This window comes from Streptomyces sp. NPDC090994 (genome assembly GCF_044768905.1).
Lineage (GTDB): Bacteria > Actinomycetota > Actinomycetes > Streptomycetales > Streptomycetaceae > Streptomyces.
Map to the genome: position 1 here is coordinate 20,451 of NZ_JBIVWS010000039.1, position 22,633 is coordinate 43,083.

At 69.0% G+C, this 22,633-nt stretch carries 17 protein-coding genes; all 17 read left to right on the forward strand.

Annotated elements, in window-relative coordinates; genetic code table 11:
* The first annotated feature begins 37 nt into the window (after positions 1 to 37).
* The 17 genes from ACIQR3_RS37060 (at position 38) to ACIQR3_RS37140 (ending at position 22,503) form a co-directional block, all read left to right on the forward strand.
* Positions 38 to 2,641, forward strand: coding sequence for an ATP-binding protein (locus ACIQR3_RS37060; RefSeq protein WP_403545820.1), 2,604 nt, complete (start codon positions 38 to 40; stop codon positions 2,639 to 2,641).
* Positions 2,638 to 5,094, forward strand: coding sequence for a hypothetical protein (locus ACIQR3_RS37065; protein WP_403545821.1), 2,457 nt, complete (start codon positions 2,638 to 2,640; stop codon positions 5,092 to 5,094). Before ACIQR3_RS37060 ends, ACIQR3_RS37065 begins: the two co-directional genes overlap by 4 nt.
* Before the next feature lie 360 nt (positions 5,095 to 5,454).
* Positions 5,455 to 5,853, forward strand: coding sequence for a hypothetical protein (locus ACIQR3_RS37070; protein WP_403545823.1), 399 nt, complete (start codon positions 5,455 to 5,457; stop codon positions 5,851 to 5,853).
* Positions 5,846 to 7,303, forward strand: a complete 1,458-nt coding sequence (locus ACIQR3_RS37075) for a peptidoglycan DD-metalloendopeptidase family protein (RefSeq protein WP_403545825.1) — start codon at positions 5,846 to 5,848, stop codon at positions 7,301 to 7,303. Before ACIQR3_RS37070 ends, ACIQR3_RS37075 begins: the two co-directional genes overlap by 8 nt.
* Positions 7,304 to 7,526: 223 nt before the next feature.
* Positions 7,527 to 8,012, forward strand: a complete 486-nt coding sequence (locus ACIQR3_RS37080; RefSeq protein ID WP_403545827.1) for a hypothetical protein — start codon at positions 7,527 to 7,529, stop codon at positions 8,010 to 8,012.
* A 31-nt stretch (positions 8,013 to 8,043) separates the two neighbouring features.
* A complete protein-coding gene (locus ACIQR3_RS37085) occupies positions 8,044 to 10,515 on the forward strand; it encodes an ATP/GTP-binding protein (RefSeq protein WP_403545829.1) in 2,472 nt (823 codons plus the stop codon).
* A complete protein-coding gene (locus ACIQR3_RS37090) occupies positions 10,512 to 11,525 on the forward strand; it encodes a replication-relaxation family protein (protein WP_403545831.1) in 1,014 nt (337 codons plus the stop codon). The genes ACIQR3_RS37085 and ACIQR3_RS37090 overlap by 4 nt, the downstream gene beginning before the upstream one ends.
* Positions 11,526 to 11,561: 36 nt before the next feature.
* Positions 11,562 to 12,905, forward strand: a complete 1,344-nt coding sequence (locus tag ACIQR3_RS37095) for a ParB N-terminal domain-containing protein (protein WP_398018790.1) — start codon at positions 11,562 to 11,564, stop codon at positions 12,903 to 12,905.
* On the forward strand, positions 12,902 to 14,017 hold the full coding sequence (locus ACIQR3_RS37100; protein ID WP_403545833.1) for a hypothetical protein: 1,116 nt from the start codon (positions 12,902 to 12,904) through the stop codon (positions 14,015 to 14,017). The genes ACIQR3_RS37095 and ACIQR3_RS37100 overlap by 4 nt, the downstream gene beginning before the upstream one ends.
* 80 nt (positions 14,018 to 14,097) lie before the next feature.
* Positions 14,098 to 14,499, forward strand: a complete 402-nt coding sequence (locus ACIQR3_RS37105) for a hypothetical protein (RefSeq protein WP_403545835.1) — start codon at positions 14,098 to 14,100, stop codon at positions 14,497 to 14,499.
* Positions 14,499 to 17,126 carry a hypothetical protein gene (locus ACIQR3_RS37110; protein WP_403545836.1) on the forward strand — a complete coding sequence of 876 codons (2,628 nt, stop codon included), beginning with the start codon at positions 14,499 to 14,501 and terminating at the stop codon, positions 17,124 to 17,126. Before ACIQR3_RS37105 ends, ACIQR3_RS37110 begins: the two co-directional genes overlap by 1 nt.
* Positions 17,126 to 19,399: a hypothetical protein gene (locus tag ACIQR3_RS37115; protein ID WP_403545838.1), complete on the forward strand. Its 2,274-nt coding sequence runs from the start codon at positions 17,126 to 17,128 to the stop codon at positions 19,397 to 19,399. Before ACIQR3_RS37110 ends, ACIQR3_RS37115 begins: the two co-directional genes overlap by 1 nt.
* Before the next feature lie 20 nt (positions 19,400 to 19,419).
* The gene (locus ACIQR3_RS37120) at positions 19,420 to 19,887 is read left to right on the forward strand and encodes a hypothetical protein (protein WP_403545840.1); all 468 of its coding nucleotides are present in this window, start codon (positions 19,420 to 19,422) and stop codon (positions 19,885 to 19,887) included.
* A gap of 158 nt (positions 19,888 to 20,045) precedes the next feature.
* Positions 20,046 to 20,474: a hypothetical protein gene (locus tag ACIQR3_RS37125; protein WP_403545841.1), complete on the forward strand. Its 429-nt coding sequence runs from the start codon at positions 20,046 to 20,048 to the stop codon at positions 20,472 to 20,474.
* Between the two features lie 243 nt (positions 20,475 to 20,717).
* On the forward strand, positions 20,718 to 21,221 hold the full coding sequence (locus tag ACIQR3_RS37130) for a hypothetical protein (RefSeq protein ID WP_403545842.1): 504 nt from the start codon (positions 20,718 to 20,720) through the stop codon (positions 21,219 to 21,221).
* A gap of 225 nt (positions 21,222 to 21,446) precedes the next feature.
* Complete coding sequence (locus ACIQR3_RS37135; protein WP_403545844.1) at positions 21,447 to 21,737, forward strand: hypothetical protein; 291 nt, start codon at positions 21,447 to 21,449, stop codon at positions 21,735 to 21,737.
* Entirely contained in the window at positions 21,730 to 22,503 is a 774-nt protein-coding gene (locus ACIQR3_RS37140; protein WP_403545846.1) for a hypothetical protein, read from the forward strand. The genes ACIQR3_RS37135 and ACIQR3_RS37140 overlap by 8 nt, the downstream gene beginning before the upstream one ends.
* Positions 22,504 to 22,633 lie beyond the last annotated feature (130 nt).

Below are 22,633 nucleotides of genomic sequence, written 5' to 3' on the forward strand. Positions count from 1 at the left end.
CGCCTCGTCCCACCACCCGCACAGAAGGAAGAACCCCATGCGTCTCCCCGTCCGGCACATCAGCGGCCACCTGATCTGGACCACCGCCGCCACGGTGTGGGCGGTGTGGCGCGTCGACACCGAGAACTACACCCACGCCAGCAAGTCCACGAAGCGCGAGCGGCTGGACGCCCTGGAGTCCCTCTTCAAGTCCCTGCGGGGCGAGGCCCTCCTGCTCAGCCTGTGCCCGAGCGTCGACGCCGCGTCGGTCGTCACCCGCATGACCGCCGGCGTCGACCTCGACGCCTCCCCCGAGTACGTCGACCTGGCCCTCAAGGTCCTCGACCAGCTCCAGGACCTCGAACTCACCGGCCGCGTCGACTTCCTCGCCGTCCCCCTGCCCCACCTCGACTTCAAGCAGAGCACCAAGGCCGTCTTCTCCTCCCTCCAGGTCGAGGTCATGGGCGCCCTCGGCCTGCCGGTCGCCCCGATATCCCTCGCCGAGGAACGCCAGCGCCTGGAGCAGGCCAACCGCCTGGCCGCCGGCTGGCCCTCCGGCATCAAGATGCGTCCCGCCACCGAGGCGGAAATCCTGTGGATCTACGGGCACAGCGCTCGCCGCGGCCTCGCCGAGCCGCTCCTGCCCGAGGACGGCGCACCGCGCGCCCTGCGCGGCCGCGGCCACACGGTGACCGCCCACACCCAGGTGATCCTGGACGAGGGCGGCCGCGGCACCCGGGCCTCCAAGGGCCCCACCAACCCCTTCAAGCGCCGCTACCTGCGCGCCACCAGTGAACACGGAGACTCCTACCAGGCGTTCTGCGTTCTCTCTGAGATGCCGGAAGCCTTCCGGTTCCCCGGCAGCGAGTACCTGGCGGCGCTGGACGAATTCAACTTCCCCGTGGACTGGGCCGTCCGGCTGAACGTCGAGGCCGGCTCGAAGGCCGAGCCGAAGAGCCGGCGCCAGCAGCGCGAGCTCGCACACCAGCGCGGCGAATACGACGGCGAGACCTCCGGCGTGCCGGCCTCGCTCGACAAGGCATCCTTCGCCCTGGACGAGTACCGCGACCGGCTCACCGCCTCCAGCACCGAGGTAGAGATCCGCGCCACCGTCGCCACCTGCGTGTGGGGCACGACCCCCGAGGAGGCGGACGAGAAGGCGACGTCGCTGGCCAACCACTTCGGCGGCAACGACTACACGCTCGTGAGGCCCACCGGCGACCAGGTCGCGCTCTTCCACGGCATGCTGCCGGGCACCAAGACCCCGGGCCCGATGCTCGACTACACCCAGTACCTTCTCGCCCGCGACTTCGCCATGTCGATGCCGTTCTGCGGCGCCGGACTGGGCGACGACTCCGGCAGCCTCTTCGGCCTCCAGCTCAACGGCGGCGGTGTCCGCCCCGTTCTCGTGGACTTCTCCCACGGCCCCCGCGTCAACGCCTCCGCGTCCGCGGCGTTCGTCGGCGAGCTCGGCTCCGGAAAGTCCGTCGCGATGAAGTGCGCGATGTACAGCATCCTGACCACCGGGCACCGCACCGGCCAGCGCAACTCCCGCGGCCGCGCCCTGGTCATCGACCGCACGCCCCAGCAGGAATGGTCGCGGTTCGCGAACGCATGCCCCGGCACGACCCAGATCATCAACGTCGACGAGAACGCCGGCGTCAGTCTGGACCCCCTGCGCGTCTTCCGCGGCCCGCGCGCCGCCCGCTACACCGAGTCCTTCCTCACCCCGCTCCTGGACATCGGCTCGATGAGCATCGAGGGCATCACCCTCGCCGAGGCGATCGAGGCCACCCGGCTCGGGCCCAAGCCCAGCATGACCGCGCTGATGAACACGCTCGCCGACCGGGCCCGCACCGCCGACCCGGAGGAGCCGAACGACAACGCGGTGCGCGCCGCCGCCTCCGAACTCGTCCGCAAGCTGCGCTCGCTGGCGAAGAAGGACTTGGGCCGCACCATCTTCGACCCGACGCTTCCGGTCGTGCGGATCACCGACTCCGACAGCATCGTCTTCGCCGTCGACCGCCTGGGCCTGCCCACCAAGGAGGAGCTCTCCGAGCACCGCCTCCCGAGCCTGGAGGTCGAAAAGCGGTTCGGCTGGCGGCTGATGTACCTGATGACGGCGCTCTGCCGCGAGATCGCGTTCGCCGACCCGAACGAGTTCGCCGGCGTCTTCCTCGACGAGTGCTGGTGGCTCACCTCCTCCGCCGAGGGCTCCAACCTCATGCTCGAGCTCATCGCCGACGGCCGCAAGCACAACGCGGGCGCCTTCGCCGGCAGCCACGACCCCTACGACATCGGCCCGAAGAACGAGATCGGCGACAAGATCCGGGCGCTGCTCAGCCACATTTTCGTCTTCCGCCACCGCGGCAAGGCCCTGGCCGCGCGGTGCCTGGAGTTCCTCGACCTCGACCCGACCGACGACGAGATGCTCAAGGTCATCACCGAGAACCTCAGTCCGCTCAACGTCAGCGAGACCGAGCGCGCCCTGCGGGCCGGCGAAGGCCTGTACCGCGACCTCCGCAAGCGCATCGCGGGCATCAAGGTGCTGATCCCGGCGGACGAGGACGCGGCCGCTGCGATCACGACCACACCCGGGCAGGCCACCGAAGAGGACGACGAGGCCGTGGAGTTCGCCAAGGCGGACGGAGCCCTGGCATGAGTCGCATACAGGGAAGGGGTATCAAGCGGCGTCTTGGTCTGATCGCCGTTCTGCTGGCCGTGTTCACCGTGGTGCTGGCCCCTGCGGCGACGGCGGACCCGTCGCCGTCGCCCAGCACGTCCGCGCCGGCCGCCGGCCCGGCTGGCAAGAACTTGAACCAGAAGCCCAAGGACGGCAGCGACGGCCTCCTCCAGCCGTTCAACGTCACCGACAAGGACGGCGTCCCGATCAGCTCCTACACCGTCAAGACGGACACGGGCGGCTGGAAGGACATCGACCTCAAGATCTGGAACATCGTCGCCCAGCTGCTCTTCGGCGTCTCGAAGTGGGTCATCGGCTTCACCTGCTGGCTGATCAAGTGGGCGCTGAACTTCGGGCTGGCCAAGGTCATGGTCGGCCCCGTCGAGGACATCTCCAGCACCATCAAGAGCCAGGTCATCGACAGGCTGGGGCTCCCCGGCCTGTTCCTGACGTTCGCCGGCTTCTACTGCGGCTGGCTGATCCTGTTCAAGGAGCGCTCGCGCGGCTTCGCCGAGATCGGGGTCTCCCTGGTGGTCGCGGCGCTGACCACCACCGTGCTGGTCTCTCCGGCCCAGGTGCTGCTCGGTCAGCACGACCAGGCGCAGCCGCAGGGCTCCACCATGCTGCTCTCGGAGGAAGGTCTGCTGGGAAAGTCGAAGGACTTCACCCTGGAGGTCGCCTCCATCGTGCTGGCCGACGACCCCGCGAGCGCCCAAGGCAGCGCAGACCCCAACAACGTGGCCAAGCCGATCACCGACGCCCTCGTCGAAGCGTTCATCGTCAAGCCCAACCAGCTCATGGTGTACGGGCAGACCTTCGACGGAGCGTGCGACAAGGCGTTCCGCGAGTTCAAGCTCGCCGAGTTCAACCTCGACCAGCTCGGGGTGAACTACTGGGAAGCCGCGATGATGGACTCGGTCTACGACACGAACTTCATCGGGCAGCTCACCGAGAACTCGGAGAAGTTCGAGGCCGCATGCGGGGACGTGAAGCCCAAGGCCAAGCGGGCCTCGGCCGATCTCGCCTTCTCCGCTCTGTTTGTCGCGATCGCCGCCGTCATCGTGGCCGTCCTCATGATTCTGGTCACCGGCACGTTCCTTACCGCGCAGGGCTGGCTGGCCTTCGAGGCGATCCGCGGCCACTGGGCCCTCACGGCCGGCATCCTGCCCGGCGGTGGCCGCGCCACCCTGTGGCGCTGGTGCTCCGCGATCACCAAGGCAGTCCTGGGCATCATCATCGCCATCCTCTTCCTGGCGATCTTCATCCTGATCATCTTGGCCCTGATCGACGCGGACACCGGCGACGTCCTCGCCGTGAAATTCATCGTCATCGACGTCACCGCCGTCGCCGGTCTGGCCGGTCACAAGCGCATCAAGCAGACCGCCCAGAGCATCGCGGTCAACCTCAATCGCAAGCTCGCCAACGCCCGCGTCGGCGGCGCCGGCCGCCGGTCCGTGTTCAGCAGCCCCGGCCGTTACGCCGAGACCGCCCCTGGCCTGAAGCAGATGTGGGGCGAGGCCCGCGGCGAGGCCCGGCGCGTGAGCAAGCCCGTCGGCCAGGGCCTGAAGGCCGCCAAGAACACCTGGGTCGGCTCGCCGCAGGCCAATCGCAAGGCCAGCCGGCTGCGGACCGCGGCCCGGCTCGCCACCAACGCCGCCGCGGCCGTCGGCACCGGCGGCGCGAGCACGGCCGCGAAGGTGGCGGCGCAGCAGGCGGCCAAGCAGACCCTGAAGAAGCGGCTTGCCACGGCCGCGGCGAACAAGATGTCCCAGACCCGTGGCGGTAGGGCCACCATGGCCACCGGCAAGGCGGCCGCCGCCACCGCCAAGTACGGGGCGAAGGCGACGAAGTTCGCCTTCATGGCCACCGTCGGCGCGCCCGTGGGCGTCCCGCGCGGCGTCGCCGCGACCAAGCGGGGCGCAGCCGCGGCCACCGCCCGTGCGGGGCAGGTGCGCGACCAGCTCAAGGCCGTCAAGGAACGCACCGTCGACAAGAGGGTCCAGGAGGCCAAGGACTTCGGAGCCGAGTACAAGCGCAACGTCGCCACGGCCGGCAGGTTCGTCGCGCAGCAAGGGACGAAGGCGCAGGTCAACCTCGGCTTGGCACAGATCCAGTCGACCCCAAGTGCCGCGACTCCTCCCGGTCCCCGGGCCGGCGCCATCGCGCCGAAGACCCCCGGGGGCGCGCCGTCGGCGGCCGGAGCCAAGACGCCCGGCAAGCCCGCGTCCAAGTCAGCCGGCGTGAAGACACCAAGTTCGATGAAGCCCCCGGCAGCCGGGCCAACCGCGGTGCCGAAGATGCCGACCCCGCCCACCCCTGCGCCGCCGACACCGCCGGCTGCGAAGAAGTCGACGCCGGCCAAGCCGCCGGCTCCGCCCCGGGCCATCCGGCGCGCCACCCGGCCGCCCGGCCCGCCCAGGCCCCGGCCGTAGCCGGACTGCGGCCGGGGCCCACCAGGCCCCGGCCGCCCAGATCACCGCACCGGAACCACCTCACGGGGGACCCCTATGCCCAAAACCGATGTCGCGCGTGTCCGCGCCCAGCGCGGAACGATCGCGCTGTTCGCCGCTGCGGCGGTCCTGGCAGCTATCGGTGTCGCCCTCTTCCTCGGAATCGGTGGTCCCGATCGTTCCGCGGCCCCGCACTCCGCTTCGCATACGGCCATGCCCTCGGCAACCACCGGGAGCAGCTCCGGCAGTGCAGACCCGAGTGCAGACCCGGCGACAGTGTCGCCCGTCGCCGAGCCGACCGAGTCTCCCGCCGCCTCGGCACCGAGTCAGCTGCCCGCGCCCATGCAGGAGGCAGCCCGGGCCTTCACGAAGGCGTGGGCCAGCCACGACGCCCGCCCCGGTCACGACACCACGTACGGCGACGCGTCCCGACGTGCTGCCGCCTTTGCCGACGGTGATCTCGCCGAGGACCTGCGCAGCTACACCAGCGGCAGCGCCGGCGGGCGGCAGTGGCAGGACTGGAAGGACCGCCAGGTCCAGGTCACCGTGACGGTTCTGCGGGTCTCACTGCCGGACGGGGCGCCCGCCCCCACCGAGGACTCCGGCTTCGCCCGTGTGCTCTACAAGCTGACGGAGACGCCGGCCAGCGGCCCTGCCGTCGAGTCGGAAGAGCACGTGGCCCTCAAGCTCCGCCGTACCGCCGACGGGAGCTGGCGCGTCGTCGGGTTGCCCAATGTCTGAACAGGGCGAGCCCAAAACCCTGCGCCGAGTGCTGATAGCGGCCTTCCTCTCGTGCCTGCTCGGTCTCGGTCTGATCATGGCCGCGGTGCTGGCACTGACATCGGCGATCGGTGAGGACAACACCAGCGACGCACTGGAGAACGCCGGGTTCGGCGGCGGCCTGTCGGACACCAAGGACATTCCCGACTGGCTGCGCCCGATCATTCTGGACGCGGTACGGGACTACGGCTGCGCCGAAGTCACACCGTCCCTGATCGCCGCCCAGCTCTACCAGGAGTCCACCTTCCGCAAGAACCCACCCGACGGCGGAGCCGGCGCACTGGGCATCGCCCAGTTCATCCCTTCCACCTGGGCAACGGAAGGCATCGACGCCAACAAGAAGGGCGGCGCGGATCCGCTGGACCCTGAGGACGCAGTCCCGTCGATGGTGTCCTACGACTGCAAGCTCGCCGATGAGATCCGCAGTGTGCCCGGCGACGTCGTCGACAACATGCTCGCCGCCTACAACGCCGGCGGGTACAAGGTGAAGAAGTACGGCGGGATCCCGCCTTACGAGGAGACCAGAAGGTACGTCCGCGAGATCCGCGACCGGGCCGAACGGTGGTCGGCGCCGATGGATGGCAAGGTCTCCGGCGGTCTCGACAAGGTCGTTGCCGGTGCCAGAGAGGCCCTCAACACTTCCTACCTGTTCGGCGGCAGTTGCAAGCCGAACTTCACCGGCGCCAACCGGTGCGACTGCTCCAGCCTGGTCAAGTACGCCTGGAGCAAGGTGGGCGAGAACCTCCCCCGCAGCACCTACGACCAGGTGAAGATCGGCAGCAAGGTGAAGTCGGTGAACGACCTGCGCCCCGGCGACCTCATCTTCTCCGACGGCAGCGCCTCCCGCCCGGAGCACGTCGCCATGTTCATCGGCGGCGGAAAGGTGATCGACGCGCCGCACACCGGCGCAAAGGTCAGGATCAAGCCCCTGTCGTACTGGGAGGACCGGATTCTGATCATGAAGCGTCCGGACTACACCGAACCCGCCACCGGCGGCAGCTCGGGCAGTTGGGTCGCCCCGGTCGCCGACAAGCACATCGGCACCGGCTACCGGGTCTCAGGGTCGATGTGGTCGAGCGGCTACCACACCGGTATCGACTTCCCGGTGCCCACCGGGACCGCGATCCGTGCGGTGGGCCCGGGAACGGTGGTCACAGCCGGCTGGAACAGCGCGTACGGCTATCAGGTGGTGATCAAGCACGGGGACGGCATGTACTCGCAGTACGCGCACCAGTCCTCGCTGGCCGTGGTCGACGGCCAGAAGGTGAAGGGCGGCGACCGGATCGGCTACTCCGGCGCCACGGGCAACGTCAGCGGTGCGCACCTCCACTTCGAGATACGCACCGGGCCCGAGTACGGATCGGACATCGATCCGGTGGCCTACCTCCGTGGTCACGGCGTCAAGATCTGACCCGCCGGCCGGCGTCATGTGCCCTTGCGAGGGGTCGTGCCGCCGGCCGGCGCAACCTCGCGAAGAAATTCTCAGCGGAGTGTCACACCGAGCCGGATCCCGACACCTGTAGCAGGTGAAAGGCCCGTTTGCTCTCTGGAGGTGCCACTGTGCTCCCGACTTCCCCCGTGCCCGCTCCAGCCGCCGCGGCACCGCCGCTCGCCTCGCCCTCAGGCGGCGGGCGATGAACACGACCGATCTCGTCGACAGCGCGATCGGCTTCCTCGGGGACCTACCCGGCCATGCCGAGCGGCTGGCGGACTCGGTGGTGGCCAACGCCTGGTGGGTCGCGCTGCTGGGCCTTGCTGTCGGTGGTGCCGCTGCCGCGGTCCGCTGGGCCCTTTCCCGCGGTCCGATGTCCGAGCGAACGGCTCTGGAGGTGTTGCCGACCACGGGCTTCGACCCGAATCCGGAGGAGGTCATCCGCTTCGGACACCAGATGGCCCGCGCGCACAAGAGCGTGTCGCGCTGGCTCGTCTCCTCGACCCGCACCAGTGCCCTGCGTGTCCGCTTCACGTGCTCCAACGGATCGCTGTCCATGAGGGTCGAGGGCCCGGACCGGGCGATGTCGGTGCTGCGCCACCAGGGCTACGCCCAGGTCGAGATGCGGCCCGTGGAGGCCGACGGCCGTGCTGCGCGCGAACGGCCGCAGATCCGGCTCGGCTCCTGACACCCCGACTAACACCACAGACAGGTAGATCATGACCATCGCACCTGACACGACCGTCGCTCCGCCCGTCGATCTCGCCAAGCCGGAAGCGGACGACCGCGGCAAGCCGGTTACCCGGGAGATGCACTACGCCCGCGCCGAGCTCGCCCTTGCCCTCCCCGACCACCTCGCCCTGCGCGAAGTGCCGCTCACCCCGGATCCGCTCGAGGCGCTGGCCAACGCGGTAGCCGACGTCCGCGAGGACCTCGGCGAGAGCGCCGACGTTGTCCTGGACCTCGTGCCCGTCACTCCGAACCGTGTCAGCAGCCGCCGCCGGCGCCTGCTGGCCCAGGCCCGCCGCAACCCCTCCGACGGGCCGGCGATACCCGGCATGCCGCAGCAGCGCGCCAACCGGTTCGGCTTCGACCTCGGGCAGGTGATGTCCGAAATCGCCACCGAGATGAAGGGCAACCAGAGTGGCGGCGCCCGTCAGCGCCCGCACCACCAGCAGCGCACCCACCGCGTCACGGACATGAAGGCCGCCATGGGCAAGCTGGTCCCCGGCGCCGAACCCGTCTTCTCCATGCAGCTCCTCGTCCGCACCTGCGCACGCGACGAGTACCGGGCCCGGATGCTGTTGGACCAGGTCCTCGCCGCTCTGGAGCCGTGGTCCGGCGACAACCACCTCCGACCCGTCGGTCTCCACCTCGGTGTCACCCGCGTCCGTGCGGACCACTGGATCTATCGGGGAAAGTTCGACCGCCGCTTTGAGACCGGGCTCTTCGTGCCGCGCCGGAACTCCTGGGTGACCGCGCAGGAGATCGCCGGGCTGCTCAAGCCGCCCACCAAGCACAACATGGCCCCGAACATCACCCGCTCGGGCGGGGTCGTCCCACCGCCGCCCGCAGCGCTCCCGACGTGGACGGGCCAGCGCGGTCTGCTGCCCCTGGGGTGGGTGACCAAGTCCGGCGGCGGGGAGCGCCTCGCCGGCGTCCCGCTGAAGTACCTGCTCTTCGCCCTCTTCCTCGGCAAGTCCGGCTTCGGAAAGACCGAGATGTCGCTCGTGCAGGCGATCGCGATCGCCCATGGCGGGTTCGGCGTGCTCTTCCTCGACCCCCACGGTGACGGCTGGACCCGTGCCCGGCCGTACCTTGCGCACAAGGAACTGGCCGACCGGATCTGGGAGATCGACCTCACGAGCCCCGAGCTCGACAAGATGGTCGGCTCCTGGAACCCGCTGTCCATGGAGCGCCGGCGGGAGGCCGAGATTCCCGACATCGTCCAGTACATCGTCACCGGCTTCTCTGCCGCAGTGGGCTGGAACGATGCCTCAGCCCGCGCCAAGACCATCTTGACCCGGGCAGTGGAATCCCTGGTGCACCTGTCGTGGCAGGTGTGCCGGGCCGGAAGGCCGGACCTGGCCCCCACTGTCTTCCAGATCCGCACGATCCTCACCGACGACGTATGGCGCATGACTGTTCTGCCGTATCTGCCAAAGGATGTGCGGGACTTCTGGGAGCAGACCTTCCCGGGATACTCCAAGGAAGCCATTCCGATCGTCATCGGCATCATCGAACGGCTGTCCTCATCCAACGCCGTCAAGGCGTTCCTGGGGTCGAGTCGCTCGACGTACGACATCCGGCACGCCATGGACACAGGGAAGATTGTCTTCGTCTGTCCTGCCGGCACCGGCGACGTCGACCGCATCATCAGCTCCCTGCTGGTCTACGACCTCTTCCGCGCCGGCCTCTCGCGACGCGACACCGCGCCCGACCAGCGGCGCGACTTCTACGCCTTCATCGACGAGTTGACGAGCGTGGACGGCGCGGCCAAGGGCACCCTGGCTCAGATCACCGAGCAGTTGCGCAAGTACAACGTGAAGTTGCTTGCCATGACGCAGATGGCGCAGCGGTTGAGCCCCACCACCAGGCAGGGCCTGCTGCAGAACCTGTCCATCCTGTCGACGACCGCCTCCGACGTCGACGAGGCCGCCTTGGTGACCCGTCGCTGGGGCAAGAAGGTCGCCTCCGACACGATCGTCCAGCTCAACCGGTACAACTACGTGATGTCCGTGACGCTCGAAGGCGGCACGACCGATCCTTTCCGCGTCCGGGGCGCCTCGGTGGAGGACCTGTACGGCGACTACTACCGGCCGCAGAACGAGAAGCGGCTGGCGCGGGCCATCGACGAGAACCTGCAGCGGCGCTCGGTCCGTGAAATCCTCACCGACCTGCGCCGACTGGACTGGCGGCTGCGCCGGTTCATCGTCACGCTCGACGTCCCGCCGGACGACCCCTCCGACGTCGACCTGCCGCCGGACGAGCCCGCCTTCCGCGATGCCGCACCGCGCGCCCCCCAGGGCCCGAACGGACCGGCCAACGGCGCCGCGTCCGGCGGCGGGGCGGCCAAGCCGCGGGTCCACGACAGCGAAGGTCCCGTCATCAGCGGCACGGACCCGGCCCCGGCCGGTGAAGCCCCCGACAACGTCCACCCGATCAACCCCAACCAGTCGAGGCTCGGATGACTGTCCCCCCTGTCGAAGCTGCCGCACCAGCACCCACGCGCAGCTTCCACGCGATCGGCAGTGAGGTCCTGGGGCTGCTGTACCAGCACCGGGTGCTCTCCACCCAGCAACTGCACGTGCTGCTGACGCTGCCCGAAAAGCGGCCGGCCCGTCCCGTGTACCTGCGCTGGCAGCTCGGCGAGCTGCACCAGGCCGGGCTGGTCGACCGGATCCGGGCCCAGGGACCCGGCGGCCGCGGGCGGGTCCGGAGCCAGCCCTTCCTGTGGTTCCTCACCGACGCCGGCGCCGCGTCGGTGGAGGAGGCCGGAGAGCTGCCCTCCCGGCCGTACCGGGTCTCGCCCGAGTCGGTCGCCGGTGCCCGGCAGGCGCACACGCTCGGCGTGAACGAGGTCGGTGTTGCCTTCGTCGAGTGGGCGCGCCGGCTCGGCCACGAGTGCGGTCCGCTGGACTGGACCCCAGAGGTCGCCAACCGGATCCGTGACGGGCAGCGCCGCTTCGAGGACGACCACGTCATCAGCGACGCCGTCCTCAACTACGTGCACATGGAGCGCGGTGGCCGACGCACGATGCTCAGCTTCTTCGTCGAATACGACCGCGCCACGATGACCTCCGCACGGCTCGCCGCAAAGTTGCAGGCGTACGGCCGGCTGTACGAATACGTCCCGCAGAGCGCGGACCGCAGGCGCCGGACCGTGAACGCGACCCGGCCGGCGTGGATGTACAACTACCCGGTCTTCCCCCGAGTCCTGGTGATCCTTGATGCGGCACCGCCGAAGGCCGGGGAGCCCGACCGGCGCCCGCAGCGCCTGGCCGCGCGCACCGAAGACCTCTACACGCGCGCCAGCGCGGATGTCCGCCTCGGCCGGCTCAAGGGTGACATCAGCATCGGCGTCACCACCCTGCAGCAACTCCAGGAGCACGGGCCCTTCGCCCCGATCTTCACTCCGCTGCTGCGCGGCACGCCGTCTGCCCGTCCCGCCCCCACCGACCTCTACCTGGCCACGAAGTGACCGGCCGCGCCCCGCGGCCCTGAAGGAAGCAGCGCCATGACCAGTACCTCGCTCGCGGCTCCGCCGGACGGCGGGAGCATGATCCGGCTCACCGAGATCCTGCACCGCAGCGTCAAGCTGCGGCAGCGGCGATTCGAGATGCTGCCGCTACGCGGGCAGGGTGCGCCCTTCACCGAGCCGCACGCCCGCAACCCCTCCGACTCCCTGCCTCCGTCCGAGCTCGCCGATCTCATCTCCTCCATGTCCGTCATCGGCCTCCTGGAGCCGGTCCTGGCCGAGGAGATCGTGGTCGACGGCAAGGCGCCGACGATTCGCCTGGTCACCGGGGAGCGCCGGCTGCGCGCGATGCGCTGGGGCGCCGTCAACCGGCCGGACAACCCGCACTTCCAGGCGCTGCCGGCCGTGGTCTGCCCGGGCCCGTTGTCCGAGGAGGAGCGCCACATGTGGCGCTTCGTCGAAAACTTCGCCCGCGAGCCCCTCCGCCCGGGCGAGCAGGCTGCCGCATTGCTGTACCAGCGATGCGCCATCCTCGTCGGCAAGCTCCTGAAGGCCGGCAAGCCCGTGCCGCAGGAGGTCTACGCGATCCCTGACCCGGCCGAGCGGTTCCTCGCCCTGGAGAAGATCCGCGGCACCGACAGTTCCTGTGCCGCCCCCTGGAGCGAGGTGCTGGACCGTCTCGGTCTGCAGCTCAACGAGCGCAAGGCCGGCGAGCTCGTGCGGGCCTTCCGCGCGCTGCCTCGCGACCTCACCGAGGAGATGGACGAGGCCGCAGTCCGCCTGAACACCCGGATTCGGTTCGCCGAGCTTCGCAACGGCCGGGCCCAGGCTGCCGAGGGCATCTGGGCCGCGCTGAAGTCCACCAAGCGGCTCCACCTGCTGCCGACGGCCGTGAACGTCGGCCTGGAGGAGCCCGAGCTCGGGCCAGAAGAGATCATCACCGAAGCCGAGGAGCGGCAGGACGCGGCGAACGCCGACCGCCGGGCGAAGCTCACCCGGGTCCCCACCCGGGCGGAGGGCCAGGAGGAAACCGAAGAAGGCGACGACGCTGCTGCTTCGCCCCTCGGCGTGGACGAAGTGGCAGCGATCGCGGAGCCGGACAGGCCGTTGCAGCCTGCGGCGCCGGCACCGGAAGCCGCCCCAGAAGCGATGCTGGCCGACGCCGCCCCGAGCCGTCCGGCTGTGGAGTCCAACACGATCCGCACCGCGCTGGACGGCATCCGCGGGCTGCTGGCCGAGGTCCGGGCCGGCAAGGAGATCGCGCGGTACGACCGCGGCTCCCTGCGCCTCGCCCTGCGCGAGCTCCACGCCCATCTCAACGACGCGTCCGCCGACGGCGCGACGGACGACGACGCAATCACCGAAGGAAGCGAAGCAGCATGACCAGTGTCTCCCTGCCCATCCCGACCGTCGGCGTTCCCCTCCCGGGCCGCGGCTGCGACTGCAACAGCTGCGCCTTCTACGCCGGACCCGACGGCCGGGGCGGTCCGGCCACCGTCGAGCCCCTGTGCACCGGCCAGAACTCGGACTGCCGGTTCTGCGGGTGCTCAGCAGCCGAGGCCGACGCACCGGCGAACGCGTGCGTGACCCGCAAGTGCCCGATCCGGTGCGGGAGCCGGACCGACATAGCCGGATGGATGGCGGACGTCGGCGGCACCCTGACCTTCGACGACATCAACGTCGACAGCACGCTGCCCGACGGCCTGCCGTCCTTCATCCCCATGACCGACGGCTCCGCGGTCACCAAGCTCGACGCCAGCCTGAACTGGCCGGCCTACGGCGTCGGTCTGCGGCGCGTGTTCTCGCCCGACACCCACACGCTCTACAAGCGGTTCACCGAGCAGACCGCCCGCCAGGCCCTCGCCCTCAAAGACCACCAGAAGGCCGTGCTGGTCGGCTACGGCGAGGACCCGCTCGTCGAGGCCTTCTGGACCCGCCGCGGCACCGACAGGCTCGTCGAGCGGATTGCCGGGCAGGAGTGGGACCTGGTCCTCTCGTGCAACTACAGCATCTACGGGGACTGGCCGCGCACGGAACACCTGCTCAACATGCGCCGATCGCTCCTCCTCGCGCAGGAGTTCGCCGAGGCCGGCGTGAACGTCGTGCCGAACTGCTATTGGTTCCGGCTCGAGGACCTCCAGCGCTACGTCTCCTGGATCGAGGACACCCAGCCAGCCGCCATCGCCATCAACGTGCAGACGGTCCGCGACAACGCCGACTGGGACAGCTGGGAGCGGCCCGGTCTGCACTTCCTGGCCGAGAACCTCCCCGAGGACATGCCGGTCTTCCTCACCGGTCTGTCCCGGGCCAACCGCATTGCCGAGATGGCGCAGATCTTCGGCCCCCGGCTGACCCTGATCTCGCAGAACCCGCACCAGTACGCCCTGCATGGCGCGATCATGACGGCCAACGGTCGCGAGGATGTCCACGCCCGGAGTGAGGACGCCTTCGCCGCTACGGTCCAGTACATGGCCTCGCTCCTGCCCGGCCGCTGAAAACTTCTTCGCGCGCACTGTCACACCGGCGGCTCCTCCCACACCTGTAGCAGGTGAAAGCACCTTTGGGAGGAGCCTCCGTGACGACCGAACCCGACACCACTGAAACCCAGACGGCGGAGCCGTCGCCGACCGCTCCGGACTGGCGACTGTGGATCCTGCTCGTCTGGCACCCCGCGCTCGGCCTCCCCGTCGACCCCGTCGCCGTGCTCGGCCTCGACGAGAACCGCCAGCCAGCCGAACGGGTCGTGCGCTGGGTCCCCCTCGTCTACGAGCCGGCCGCCCCCTGGCGCGAGCGCCTCGGCGAGACCACCACCAGCCAGGACATCGAGCGCTGGATCGCGCAATCCGGGGGCACGTGCTCGCTCGAACCGGCGGACGTTCCGGAGGGCGCGCTCGACCTCACGCACGCAGCCGACCTCGTTCTGGACGGACTGCTCGCCGAGGTCTTCCCTGCGCTCCCGCCGCGCGGTGATGTCTGATGGGCACCGGCAGCAAGTCCTCGCACGCTTCCTACGCGGTGGGACCCACCACGGCATCTGAGACCGACGATGTCGTGGCCGAGGCGCCTGCACAGGCGATGTCCGATGAAGAGGTCCAGGCCAAGGCCGACCTCATAGTCGCGATGGACCTCATGGGGGAGCTCGCCGACCCGCCGTTCGCCCTCGATCCCGAGGACGAGGTCCCGACGGACCCCGTCGAGCGGTACGACCTCTTCGTCGGCCAGGTTGAACAGGCTCAGGACGCCATCGAGAAACTGAAGGAGGCGGGCGCTTCCGACGAGGAGATCGAAGCCCACACCAAGGCGCTGAAGGCGCAGACACTGGCCTACCTGAACTCGCTCGACGAGGATGACTTGCGCGAGATCGCCGAGGCCAAGGGCTTCGAGCACCCCGCGCTTGTGGGCCTGTCCGGCAAGGGCCAGCACCCCCTCATCCACTGGCTCGACCCCGCATACCCGGGCGACATCCCGTCCAAAGCGAAGATCCAGGCTGCCGCGCTCAACCGGTACAACGAGCTGCTCGCCGGCAAGACGGTCGGCGGAATGACGCTGGCCGACCTGCACGAGATCGAGGGCACCGACCCGCCCCTCAGTGGCGGCGCGTGGAAGGCCACGCCGGACGAGGTCACGGCCTCCGCCCAGGCAGTAACCGCGTCGATCGACGCCTGGACCGACGCGTCGAAGACCTACGGGCCCCAGTGGCAGGGAAAGCAGGCCGAGGCCCTGCAAACGATGCTCGCGGCCGAGCAGAAGCTGGCCTCGGCCGACTGTCCTGAGCTCGGCGAGGACCTGGCCAAGACCAAGGCCGAGGCCAAGTTGGCAGTTGACGAGGTCCTCACCCATAAGTACATGCACCCGAAGGTGGTCCAGCCCTCGGTGCAGGAAGCTCTCGCTACTGGCCAGCTGAGCGAGACCGAGGCGACGCACCTCAGTGGCCAGCAGCTCGTGACACTCATGCGGCCGAACACACCCGAGAGTGAAGTGGAGTCGCTGAAGGCCGTGGCGGCCAAGCGACAGGAGCAGCTGTCGAACCTCGACGCCGGGTACGCCGCGCACGTTGCGGTGGCACCCGAGGCCGGGCAGCCCCTGAACCTCCCGTCGGCCGGCGACCCGGGCGCACCGCAGACGATCGCCGCCTGGGCGAAGAACGCCGGCGACGTCCAAGACATGCAGATGGCCGTGAAGGGCTGGTACGCCTACACCCAGCAAGGGGGCGCCAGCGACACCCCGTACGCCGAGCATCCGGCCCTCGGGCCAGGGAAGTACCTCCACCCCGGCGATCTGACGAACGACTTCAAGGCGTGGGCCGCGACGCAGAAGCTCTCCGACCTGCGCGGCGTCGCGGCCGAGCTGGGGATGGACAACAACGCCAAGGCCACGCGTGCCCAGGTCCAGAACTACATTGCCGCGAGCTTCAACGAGAAGTACGACCAGCAGGCGATCAAGGACAAGGTCACTGCGGACGTCGCCAAGAAGGAGGCGGCCAAGGCCGCCAAGGCGGCGGCCGCGGCGGCGCCTTCGATGAAGCCCGACGGCGGCTTGGCCTCGGACGAGGCGGTCCAGGCCCTGGCGAGCAAGCTGCCTGCGAATGCCACCGGCTCCGGAGCGAAGCCGGCCACTCCTGCGGCGAAGCCGCTGAAGGCGCCGAAGCCGGGCTCGTTCAACGCCAACGTCCAGGCCATGATGGCAGCAGTCCAGCACGCCAAGGCGACCCACCAGGACATGCCGGCCCGCGTGGACGCCAAAGAGGTCGCCAGCTGGGCCTTCGGCCCCGGCACCACAGCGTCGAACCTCGGCGGAACGTACGCCAAGACCATCCACGCTGCGCCCGACGGCTCACAGTGGATGTTCAAGGCCGACCACAACCACGGCGGTGCCCTGGGGCACACCGAAGCCGCCGCGTCCCACGTCCTGTCGCTGGGTGGCGTGCCGGCTGTGCCGGTGTACCACCACAAGAAGGCCGACGGAACGGTCGGCTCCATCCAGCCGCTGCTCAAGGACGCCAAGCCGTTCACGTCCAGCCCGAGTCAGTGGACACAGTCCCAGGTCGACGCGATCGTCCGGTCGCACGTGGGGTCGTGGCTCGTCGGCGAACACGACGGTCACCAGGACAACTGGCTGAGCACGCCCTCCGGCGGCCTCGTGCAGATCGACCGCGGCCAGGCCTTCAAGCACTTCGGCGCGGACAAGCTGTCGGTGGACTACGCCCCCAGCGGCGGGGGCGGGTTCACTCCCGTCCACCAGAAGCTCTACCAAGCGGCCCTGGGCAGTGGTCTCGCCAGCGGGGTCAAGATCAACCCTGCCGCCGCGCACCCGGTGATCAAGAAGTTCGAGTCCATGCCGGACGCACAACTGCGCTCCATCCTGCACTCCACCGCGCACGAGGGCGCCAAGAGTGGCGTGGCGTGGGTGCCGCAGATGCGCAGCCGGGCAGCGAAGGCACTGAAGATCCCGCAGTCCCAGGTCAGCAACGACCAGATCGCGACCGCGTTCCTGGACCACGCCGTAGAGAGGAAGAACAACTTGCGCCAGAACTTCTCCGACTTCTTCGTCAAGCAGCTGGGTCTGCCCTCCGGCGCCTCCCTCAAGCACGGCGGTGGTAACTGATGGGAACCGGATCCAAGTCGAGCCACCAGAGCTACGCGGTCAGCCCCACCGCGCTCGCCGAGGCCCCCGCTGCCCCGTTGGACATCACCGGCGCGCCGGCAACGGCCGAGGCGGCAGACCTTGCGGGCGCGGCCGTGGGACCTGCGGGGGACCCCGCGTTCGAGGTGCCGGAACTGCCCGAGCCGCTTGTCGAGCCGGCTCCCCCTGCGGAACCTCCGGCCGGCGACGACCCGCTGGCGGAGCTGGACACGCTCGTGGGCACCGAACCCGAACCGGAACCCGAGCCTGTCGTGTCCGCCGCACCGCCGGAGGAGACAACCCCGGAGGTATCTGCTGAGGCCGAAGGCGTCGTAGCCGATGGAGAGCTGCAAAGCGGCGGTGAGGAGCCGTCTGCGGAGGAAGCCGTGCTGCTCCAGGCCGAGGACATCGAGGAGGTCCAGGAGGAAGAGGAGGAGGAGACGGACCCGCCGCTGACGCCGGTGCCGGCGGCGCCTCCGGTGGGCGAGCCCACTGGTACACCGATCCTGGTGGGCGGGGACGACTTCATCAACTCCGAAGCAACCCTGGTCGCCTACGACTCATCGGACGGTCCACGGGAGGTGCTGCTCACGCACATATCCGAGGAGGCAGAGGAGAAGCTGCTTGATGCGCTCAGCATCCCCGGCACGCACATGGAGGAGATCCAGGTCGAGGAGGAGGTCAAGGAGCGCCTTGACCTCGACAAGCAGAAGAAGCTGGCCGAGCTGACCAAGACCGCCATCAGCTCAGTGCAGCACAAGCTGAAGACCGGCTCCGAGATGTCGGAAGCATCGATCGCCAAGCACCAGGCAGCCTACGACGCAGTCGCCGACGTCCTTCACAACCCGTCGATCAGCGACGACGAGAAAGCCATGGCCCTGCACTACCTGCACCAGCTGAACGTCGTGAAAGACAAGATCGACAACGGCGGGGCGCCCATGCCGTGGATGGACGCCTACGAAGTGACCTCGACCAAGATGGTCACCAAGCAGATCCCGGTGCCCGACGGGGATCCGGAGCCCGGCACGCTCGCCGCGACGGTCCGCAAGGCGAGCCGGATCAAGGCCACCCTCGACCCGGAGACCGGGCAGACGTCATGGGACGGTGTCACCCGCTCTTCCGCCAACGGCACGGAGTACGAGATCGACATGGGCGACGGCTGGAAGGCCGTCTACCGCCCGTACAAGGACAACGACCCGGCGAACACGGAGTTCTCGCTGCGGGGACAGCTCGAGGTCCACGCCCCTGCGGGCGCCGGCCACGGTAAGGACCTCGTGGAGCGGCTGGAACAGCTGCACCTGATGAACAAGCCGATGACCGCGGCAGAGGGTGAGTGGACCTACCTGGCGAACAACATCCGGGCCCAGGGGTTGGAGGGCTCGGCCGGCATGAAGGGCGCCATGGAGACGGCCCAGGGTCTCCAGGATCTTCAGGTCCAGGAGATCGTTCACCAGCGCATGGAGTCCCTCATGGGTCTCGACAGCGACGCCCTGCAGACGGCGATGAAGAGGATCCACCTGGAGGCATCCCACAAGGTGCTGCCGATGAAGGTCGAAGTCGTCCGAGACGCCGTCGCGAAGGCCTCCGGATTCGCCAGCGGCGCCGAACTCGCGGCCAGCCCGGGCTACGAGCCGACGCCGTCGACCGGCGGCAAGTGGCTGACCTGGTCCCGCTTCGACGTGACCGGAAAGAAGGCGGAGGTCCAGGGCGCGTTCAAGGGCCGGTCGCTGACCCACAACCTCAACGGCGGCGATCTCGCCAGTCTCCTCGGAACGGGCGTCCTGGCCTCCACTGAGAAGCGTGCAGTGATGGGCATAGGTGGCGGGCTCGGCATGAGCGAGCAGTCCGACAAGATGACCGGTGGCGCCAACTCGGTGTTCCTGCGGGTGAAGAAGACGCCCAGCTCCCCGGGTGGAGGCCGGCTGATCTGGGACGACCCGAGCGTGCTCATGCAGCGCAGCGACTACTACGCCTACAACGGTGACCACTACGGCGCCATCAACCCCGCGCACCACAACTACAACGCCGGGGCGATCACGCGGGACCCGATGAAGATCGCCAAGTTCTCCGGCAGCAGCAACGAAATCATGTTCCGCAACGGGATCGATCTGCTCGGGGCGGAGGCGCCCAGCCGAATCGTGTGCCACACCGCCGCGGAGCGCAGCAGCATCCTCGCTTCCCTCACCTCGCGGGGCATCACCCAGCTCGGCGGGAAACCCGTCGAGGATGTCCTGTGCACGGAAGCCGACTACTAGATCTGACCAGGAGCGATTCGATGACAGCAACACAGCAGCAGTGGCAACAGCGTTTCTCGGACCTCGTCGCGGGCAACCACAGCCCGACCGGCGACCCGGTGGACGCCGGCGCACGCCTGGTCGTGTCGGACCCCGACGGGACGGAGGTCTTCCGCGCCGCCCTCGCCCGGCATTACCGCTTCGAGGACGACGGCAACCAGGTCATATGGATCAGGCCTTTGGTCGGCGGCCAGGACACCGGGAGCGGCTACCTGTTCAACCTCGGCCTGGCCCGGCGGCGATCCCTTCCGGTGGCGCGTGCTGACGTCGTGGACGACGGCGTGGAGATAGACCTGACCACAGGGCAGAAGGCACGGATCGAGCCGGCCGACGGCCCCGAGCTCGAGCAGCTCACCCGCTGGGACGACTTCACCAACCGTCTCTCCCCGGAGGAGGACGCCGCACTGGGGCGGCTGGACGCCGACTCCTGGCACGGACGCTATGCGTGAACGGGCCCGTCGCCGGTGCCGAAGGGCGACGGCGGGGCGTGTTGGCATGATGTCCCCGCGGCCGACGGCCGAGGAGACCACTGGCTGGCCCCCGCGCGGGGACGGCCGGCTGAACGACCCGGCCGAAGAGCCGGCCCGCACTCGAGAGGAGGAGTCCCATGGCAGACCGAGCCCACCCGGTGACCGAACAGCGGCACGCTGACCTGCGGAGCCCGCTCCTGGAACACGAGCGTGACCTTCCCGTCGATGTGAACTGGCTGCGCCGGCGCGCCAAGCTGTTCGCGACCGTGTCCGGGCGCGACTTCCACCTCGTCACCGATCTAGCGGCATACGCCTCGATCAGCGGCATGCCCTACCTCTCGCACTATGCCGCCCAGGTGTATCTGGGCCCGAAGACCGCACGGCTGCGGGTGCCGTTGATGGCCATCAACCTCGAGCTGGTGACTACGCGCGAGGAGGCCGATCGCGCCCTGGCGCACGAGGCCATGCACCTGGTTGTTCCGTCGTACGGTCACAAGGCGGCCGCCTTCGCTCGGGCCCAGCTCTTGCTCGACAAGGTCGGACAGCTCACCGCCGCGCCGGCGTAGACCCGCGGCAAGCCGGCCGGCCGCTCCTCTTCCTGTACGTCTTCCCAGGGAGAGCAGTGGCTGGTCGGCCACCCCCTCACTTCGCATGTTGCGTATTTCTTTTCCAATATGTAGTGTGATCAGCGTCGGGCGGGAGTTTCCGCCGACCGGAGCCGCTGTTCGCGGCCTCCGAATTCAGCCCAGGTGACCATGACGCGCGCCAGCGTGCCGATCACGGGCCCGGTCCTTCTTCTCGGAGACGCCATGCCGAGCACCATGAGGAAGCCCTTCAACCCCATCGAGGCCGCAGCCGTCCAGGCCGCGGTGGAGCGCGCACAGACCGGTCAGGCCAGCCAGATCGGCCCGGACCCGGCCCTCCACAGCCATGACGCCGAGCTCCGCTGGGTGGAGGCGGTACTCCGCCACCGCCTCTCGCTCCACTCCCTTGGCCGCCCGATCGGTATCCGCACCAGGGACGACGACACCCACCCGCTGGTAGCAGACGGTGTGCACTTCCCCGCGGTGGCGCTGTCCATCTCCTTCGCGGACAGGACGCTGGACTTCCTGGCGACCTATGACGACCGCCGTCGCCTCATCTTCGACCTCCTCGCCCCGTGCGCCCTCTGCGGCAAGCCGGTGCCCACTGAGGAGATCAATTCCCTGGGAGACCTGGGCGACTACCTCCTCCAGTCCCGTGGGCTCGGTGGGTCCCCCCGCCAGCGCACTTCCCCCGCGCACGCCGCCGACTGCCCCGCGCGCGGCGACTGATCGCGCTTCCCCCCTCCCCCAACGGGCGCCCCCGGCTGACTACAGCCGGGGGCGCCCTGCATGGAGCGACACCTCACCATGACGACAGCCACTCCCCCCTCCGATGCCGGCAAAGAGCCGGTGCAGCCCACCCCTGACACGCACGGCCCCTTCGGCCGGGTGGTCACCGCCCCCGAAGACAGCCCGACGCCGGCGTCTTCGACGTGGGTGACGTAGCTGCTGTTCATGGTCCCGCTGTGCATCGCCGAATTGCGGGACCTCTCAGGACCCGACATCGAGCGCCTTTCGACGCGGGCCGCCGACCTGATCGCCAGCCACGGCGACGACGCCCAGTACGGCGGCCACAACCAGCGCAGCGCGCGCACCGCCATCGCCCAGGGACTTGCCGTGCTCGCGAGAGCCGACGGCGGCGTGACCGCGCTCGGGATCCACGCGTGCATGCGCCCGCACGTCGGATGCCCCGGCACCTCACCCGCCCGCCCCTCCCCTTCGAAACACGAGGAACGAGATGTCTGAGAGCACGAAATCGACTGGCCGCACCGCCCCCAAGCGGCTCCTCACCCAGAACTCGGACCTGAGGAGGATCGGCGTATTCAATTGGACTCTGCCAGCTTTTGTGATCGAAATGCCTGACGGCAGCCATTTCAACGTCTGCCCTCAGGCTGGCGTGTGTGCCCAGTTGTGTTATGCCCGGGTCGGCACGTACCGGTTCAGGAATGTTCGCGCAGCACACATTCGGAATCTTCTCCTCTGCCGGGACAATCCGGAGGAGTTCGAGAGGCAGATGACGGAGGAACTCAGGCATAAGCGGTACGTCGGCAAGTGGATTCGTGTACATGATTCAGGTGAGTTTTTTTCCGACGAGTACCTTCTCACCTGGATGCGCATCATGCGCAGCTCACCAGGGGTTCGCTTTTACTGCTACACCAAGGAAATCAGCCGTTTCAAGCGGCTTGTCGTGAACGATGCTCCTGATAATTTCCTCTGGTGCTACAGCCTCGGGGGGAAAGAAGATCACCTGATCGATGTGAGCACCGAGAGGCACGCGGATGTCTTCCCAGACGTCGAGGCGCTGATCGCCGCCGACTATACCGACCAGACGGAGTCGGATCTTCTGTCGGTCCTGAGCGATTCCCCGCTCGTCGGAATCCCGGCGAATCGAATTCCGCACCTTCTCAAGAAGCAGGGGTCGGAGACATTCGGAAGCCTTCAGCGGGCGCGGGACGAGAAGCTGCGCGCGAAGAAGGAAGGCGCGGGCCAGGAGTTCACGCTGGCGCACTGAGTACTCGCGGGGGTGGGTTTGGGGGGGGGGGCCCCCCCCCCCCCCCCCCCGCCCACACCCCCCCCCCCCCCGGGGGCGCGCCCCCCCCCCCGGGGGGGGGGGGGTTATCTAAGAGGGTTTTATAAAGCCC

Bases quoted from the DNA above. Each gene is read 5' to 3' on its own strand.
- ACIQR3_RS37060 (WP_403545820.1), top strand. From the start codon at position 38: ATGCGTCTCCCCGTCCGGCACATCAGCGGCCACCTGATCTGGACCACC.
- ACIQR3_RS37065 (WP_403545821.1), top strand. From the start codon at position 2,638: ATGAGTCGCATACAGGGAAGGGGTATCAAGCGGCGTCTTGGTCTGATC.
- ACIQR3_RS37070 (WP_403545823.1), top strand. From the start codon at position 5,455: ATGCAGGAGGCAGCCCGGGCCTTCACGAAGGCGTGGGCCAGCCACGAC.
- ACIQR3_RS37075 (WP_403545825.1), top strand. From the start codon at position 5,846: ATGTCTGAACAGGGCGAGCCCAAAACCCTGCGCCGAGTGCTGATAGCG.
- ACIQR3_RS37080 (WP_403545827.1), top strand. From the start codon at position 7,527: ATGAACACGACCGATCTCGTCGACAGCGCGATCGGCTTCCTCGGGGAC.
- ACIQR3_RS37085 (WP_403545829.1), top strand. From the start codon at position 8,044: ATGACCATCGCACCTGACACGACCGTCGCTCCGCCCGTCGATCTCGCC.
- ACIQR3_RS37090 (WP_403545831.1), top strand. From the start codon at position 10,512: ATGACTGTCCCCCCTGTCGAAGCTGCCGCACCAGCACCCACGCGCAGC.
- ACIQR3_RS37095 (WP_398018790.1), top strand. From the start codon at position 11,562: ATGACCAGTACCTCGCTCGCGGCTCCGCCGGACGGCGGGAGCATGATC.
- ACIQR3_RS37100 (WP_403545833.1), top strand. From the start codon at position 12,902: ATGACCAGTGTCTCCCTGCCCATCCCGACCGTCGGCGTTCCCCTCCCG.
- ACIQR3_RS37110 (WP_403545836.1), top strand. From the start codon at position 14,499: ATGGGCACCGGCAGCAAGTCCTCGCACGCTTCCTACGCGGTGGGACCC.
- ACIQR3_RS37115 (WP_403545838.1), top strand. From the start codon at position 17,126: ATGGGAACCGGATCCAAGTCGAGCCACCAGAGCTACGCGGTCAGCCCC.
- ACIQR3_RS37120 (WP_403545840.1), top strand. From the start codon at position 19,420: ATGACAGCAACACAGCAGCAGTGGCAACAGCGTTTCTCGGACCTCGTC.
- ACIQR3_RS37125 (WP_403545841.1), top strand. From the start codon at position 20,046: ATGGCAGACCGAGCCCACCCGGTGACCGAACAGCGGCACGCTGACCTG.
- ACIQR3_RS37130 (WP_403545842.1), top strand. From the start codon at position 20,718: ATGCCGAGCACCATGAGGAAGCCCTTCAACCCCATCGAGGCCGCAGCC.
- ACIQR3_RS37135 (WP_403545844.1), top strand. From the start codon at position 21,447: ATGGTCCCGCTGTGCATCGCCGAATTGCGGGACCTCTCAGGACCCGAC.
- ACIQR3_RS37140 (WP_403545846.1), top strand. From the start codon at position 21,730: ATGTCTGAGAGCACGAAATCGACTGGCCGCACCGCCCCCAAGCGGCTC.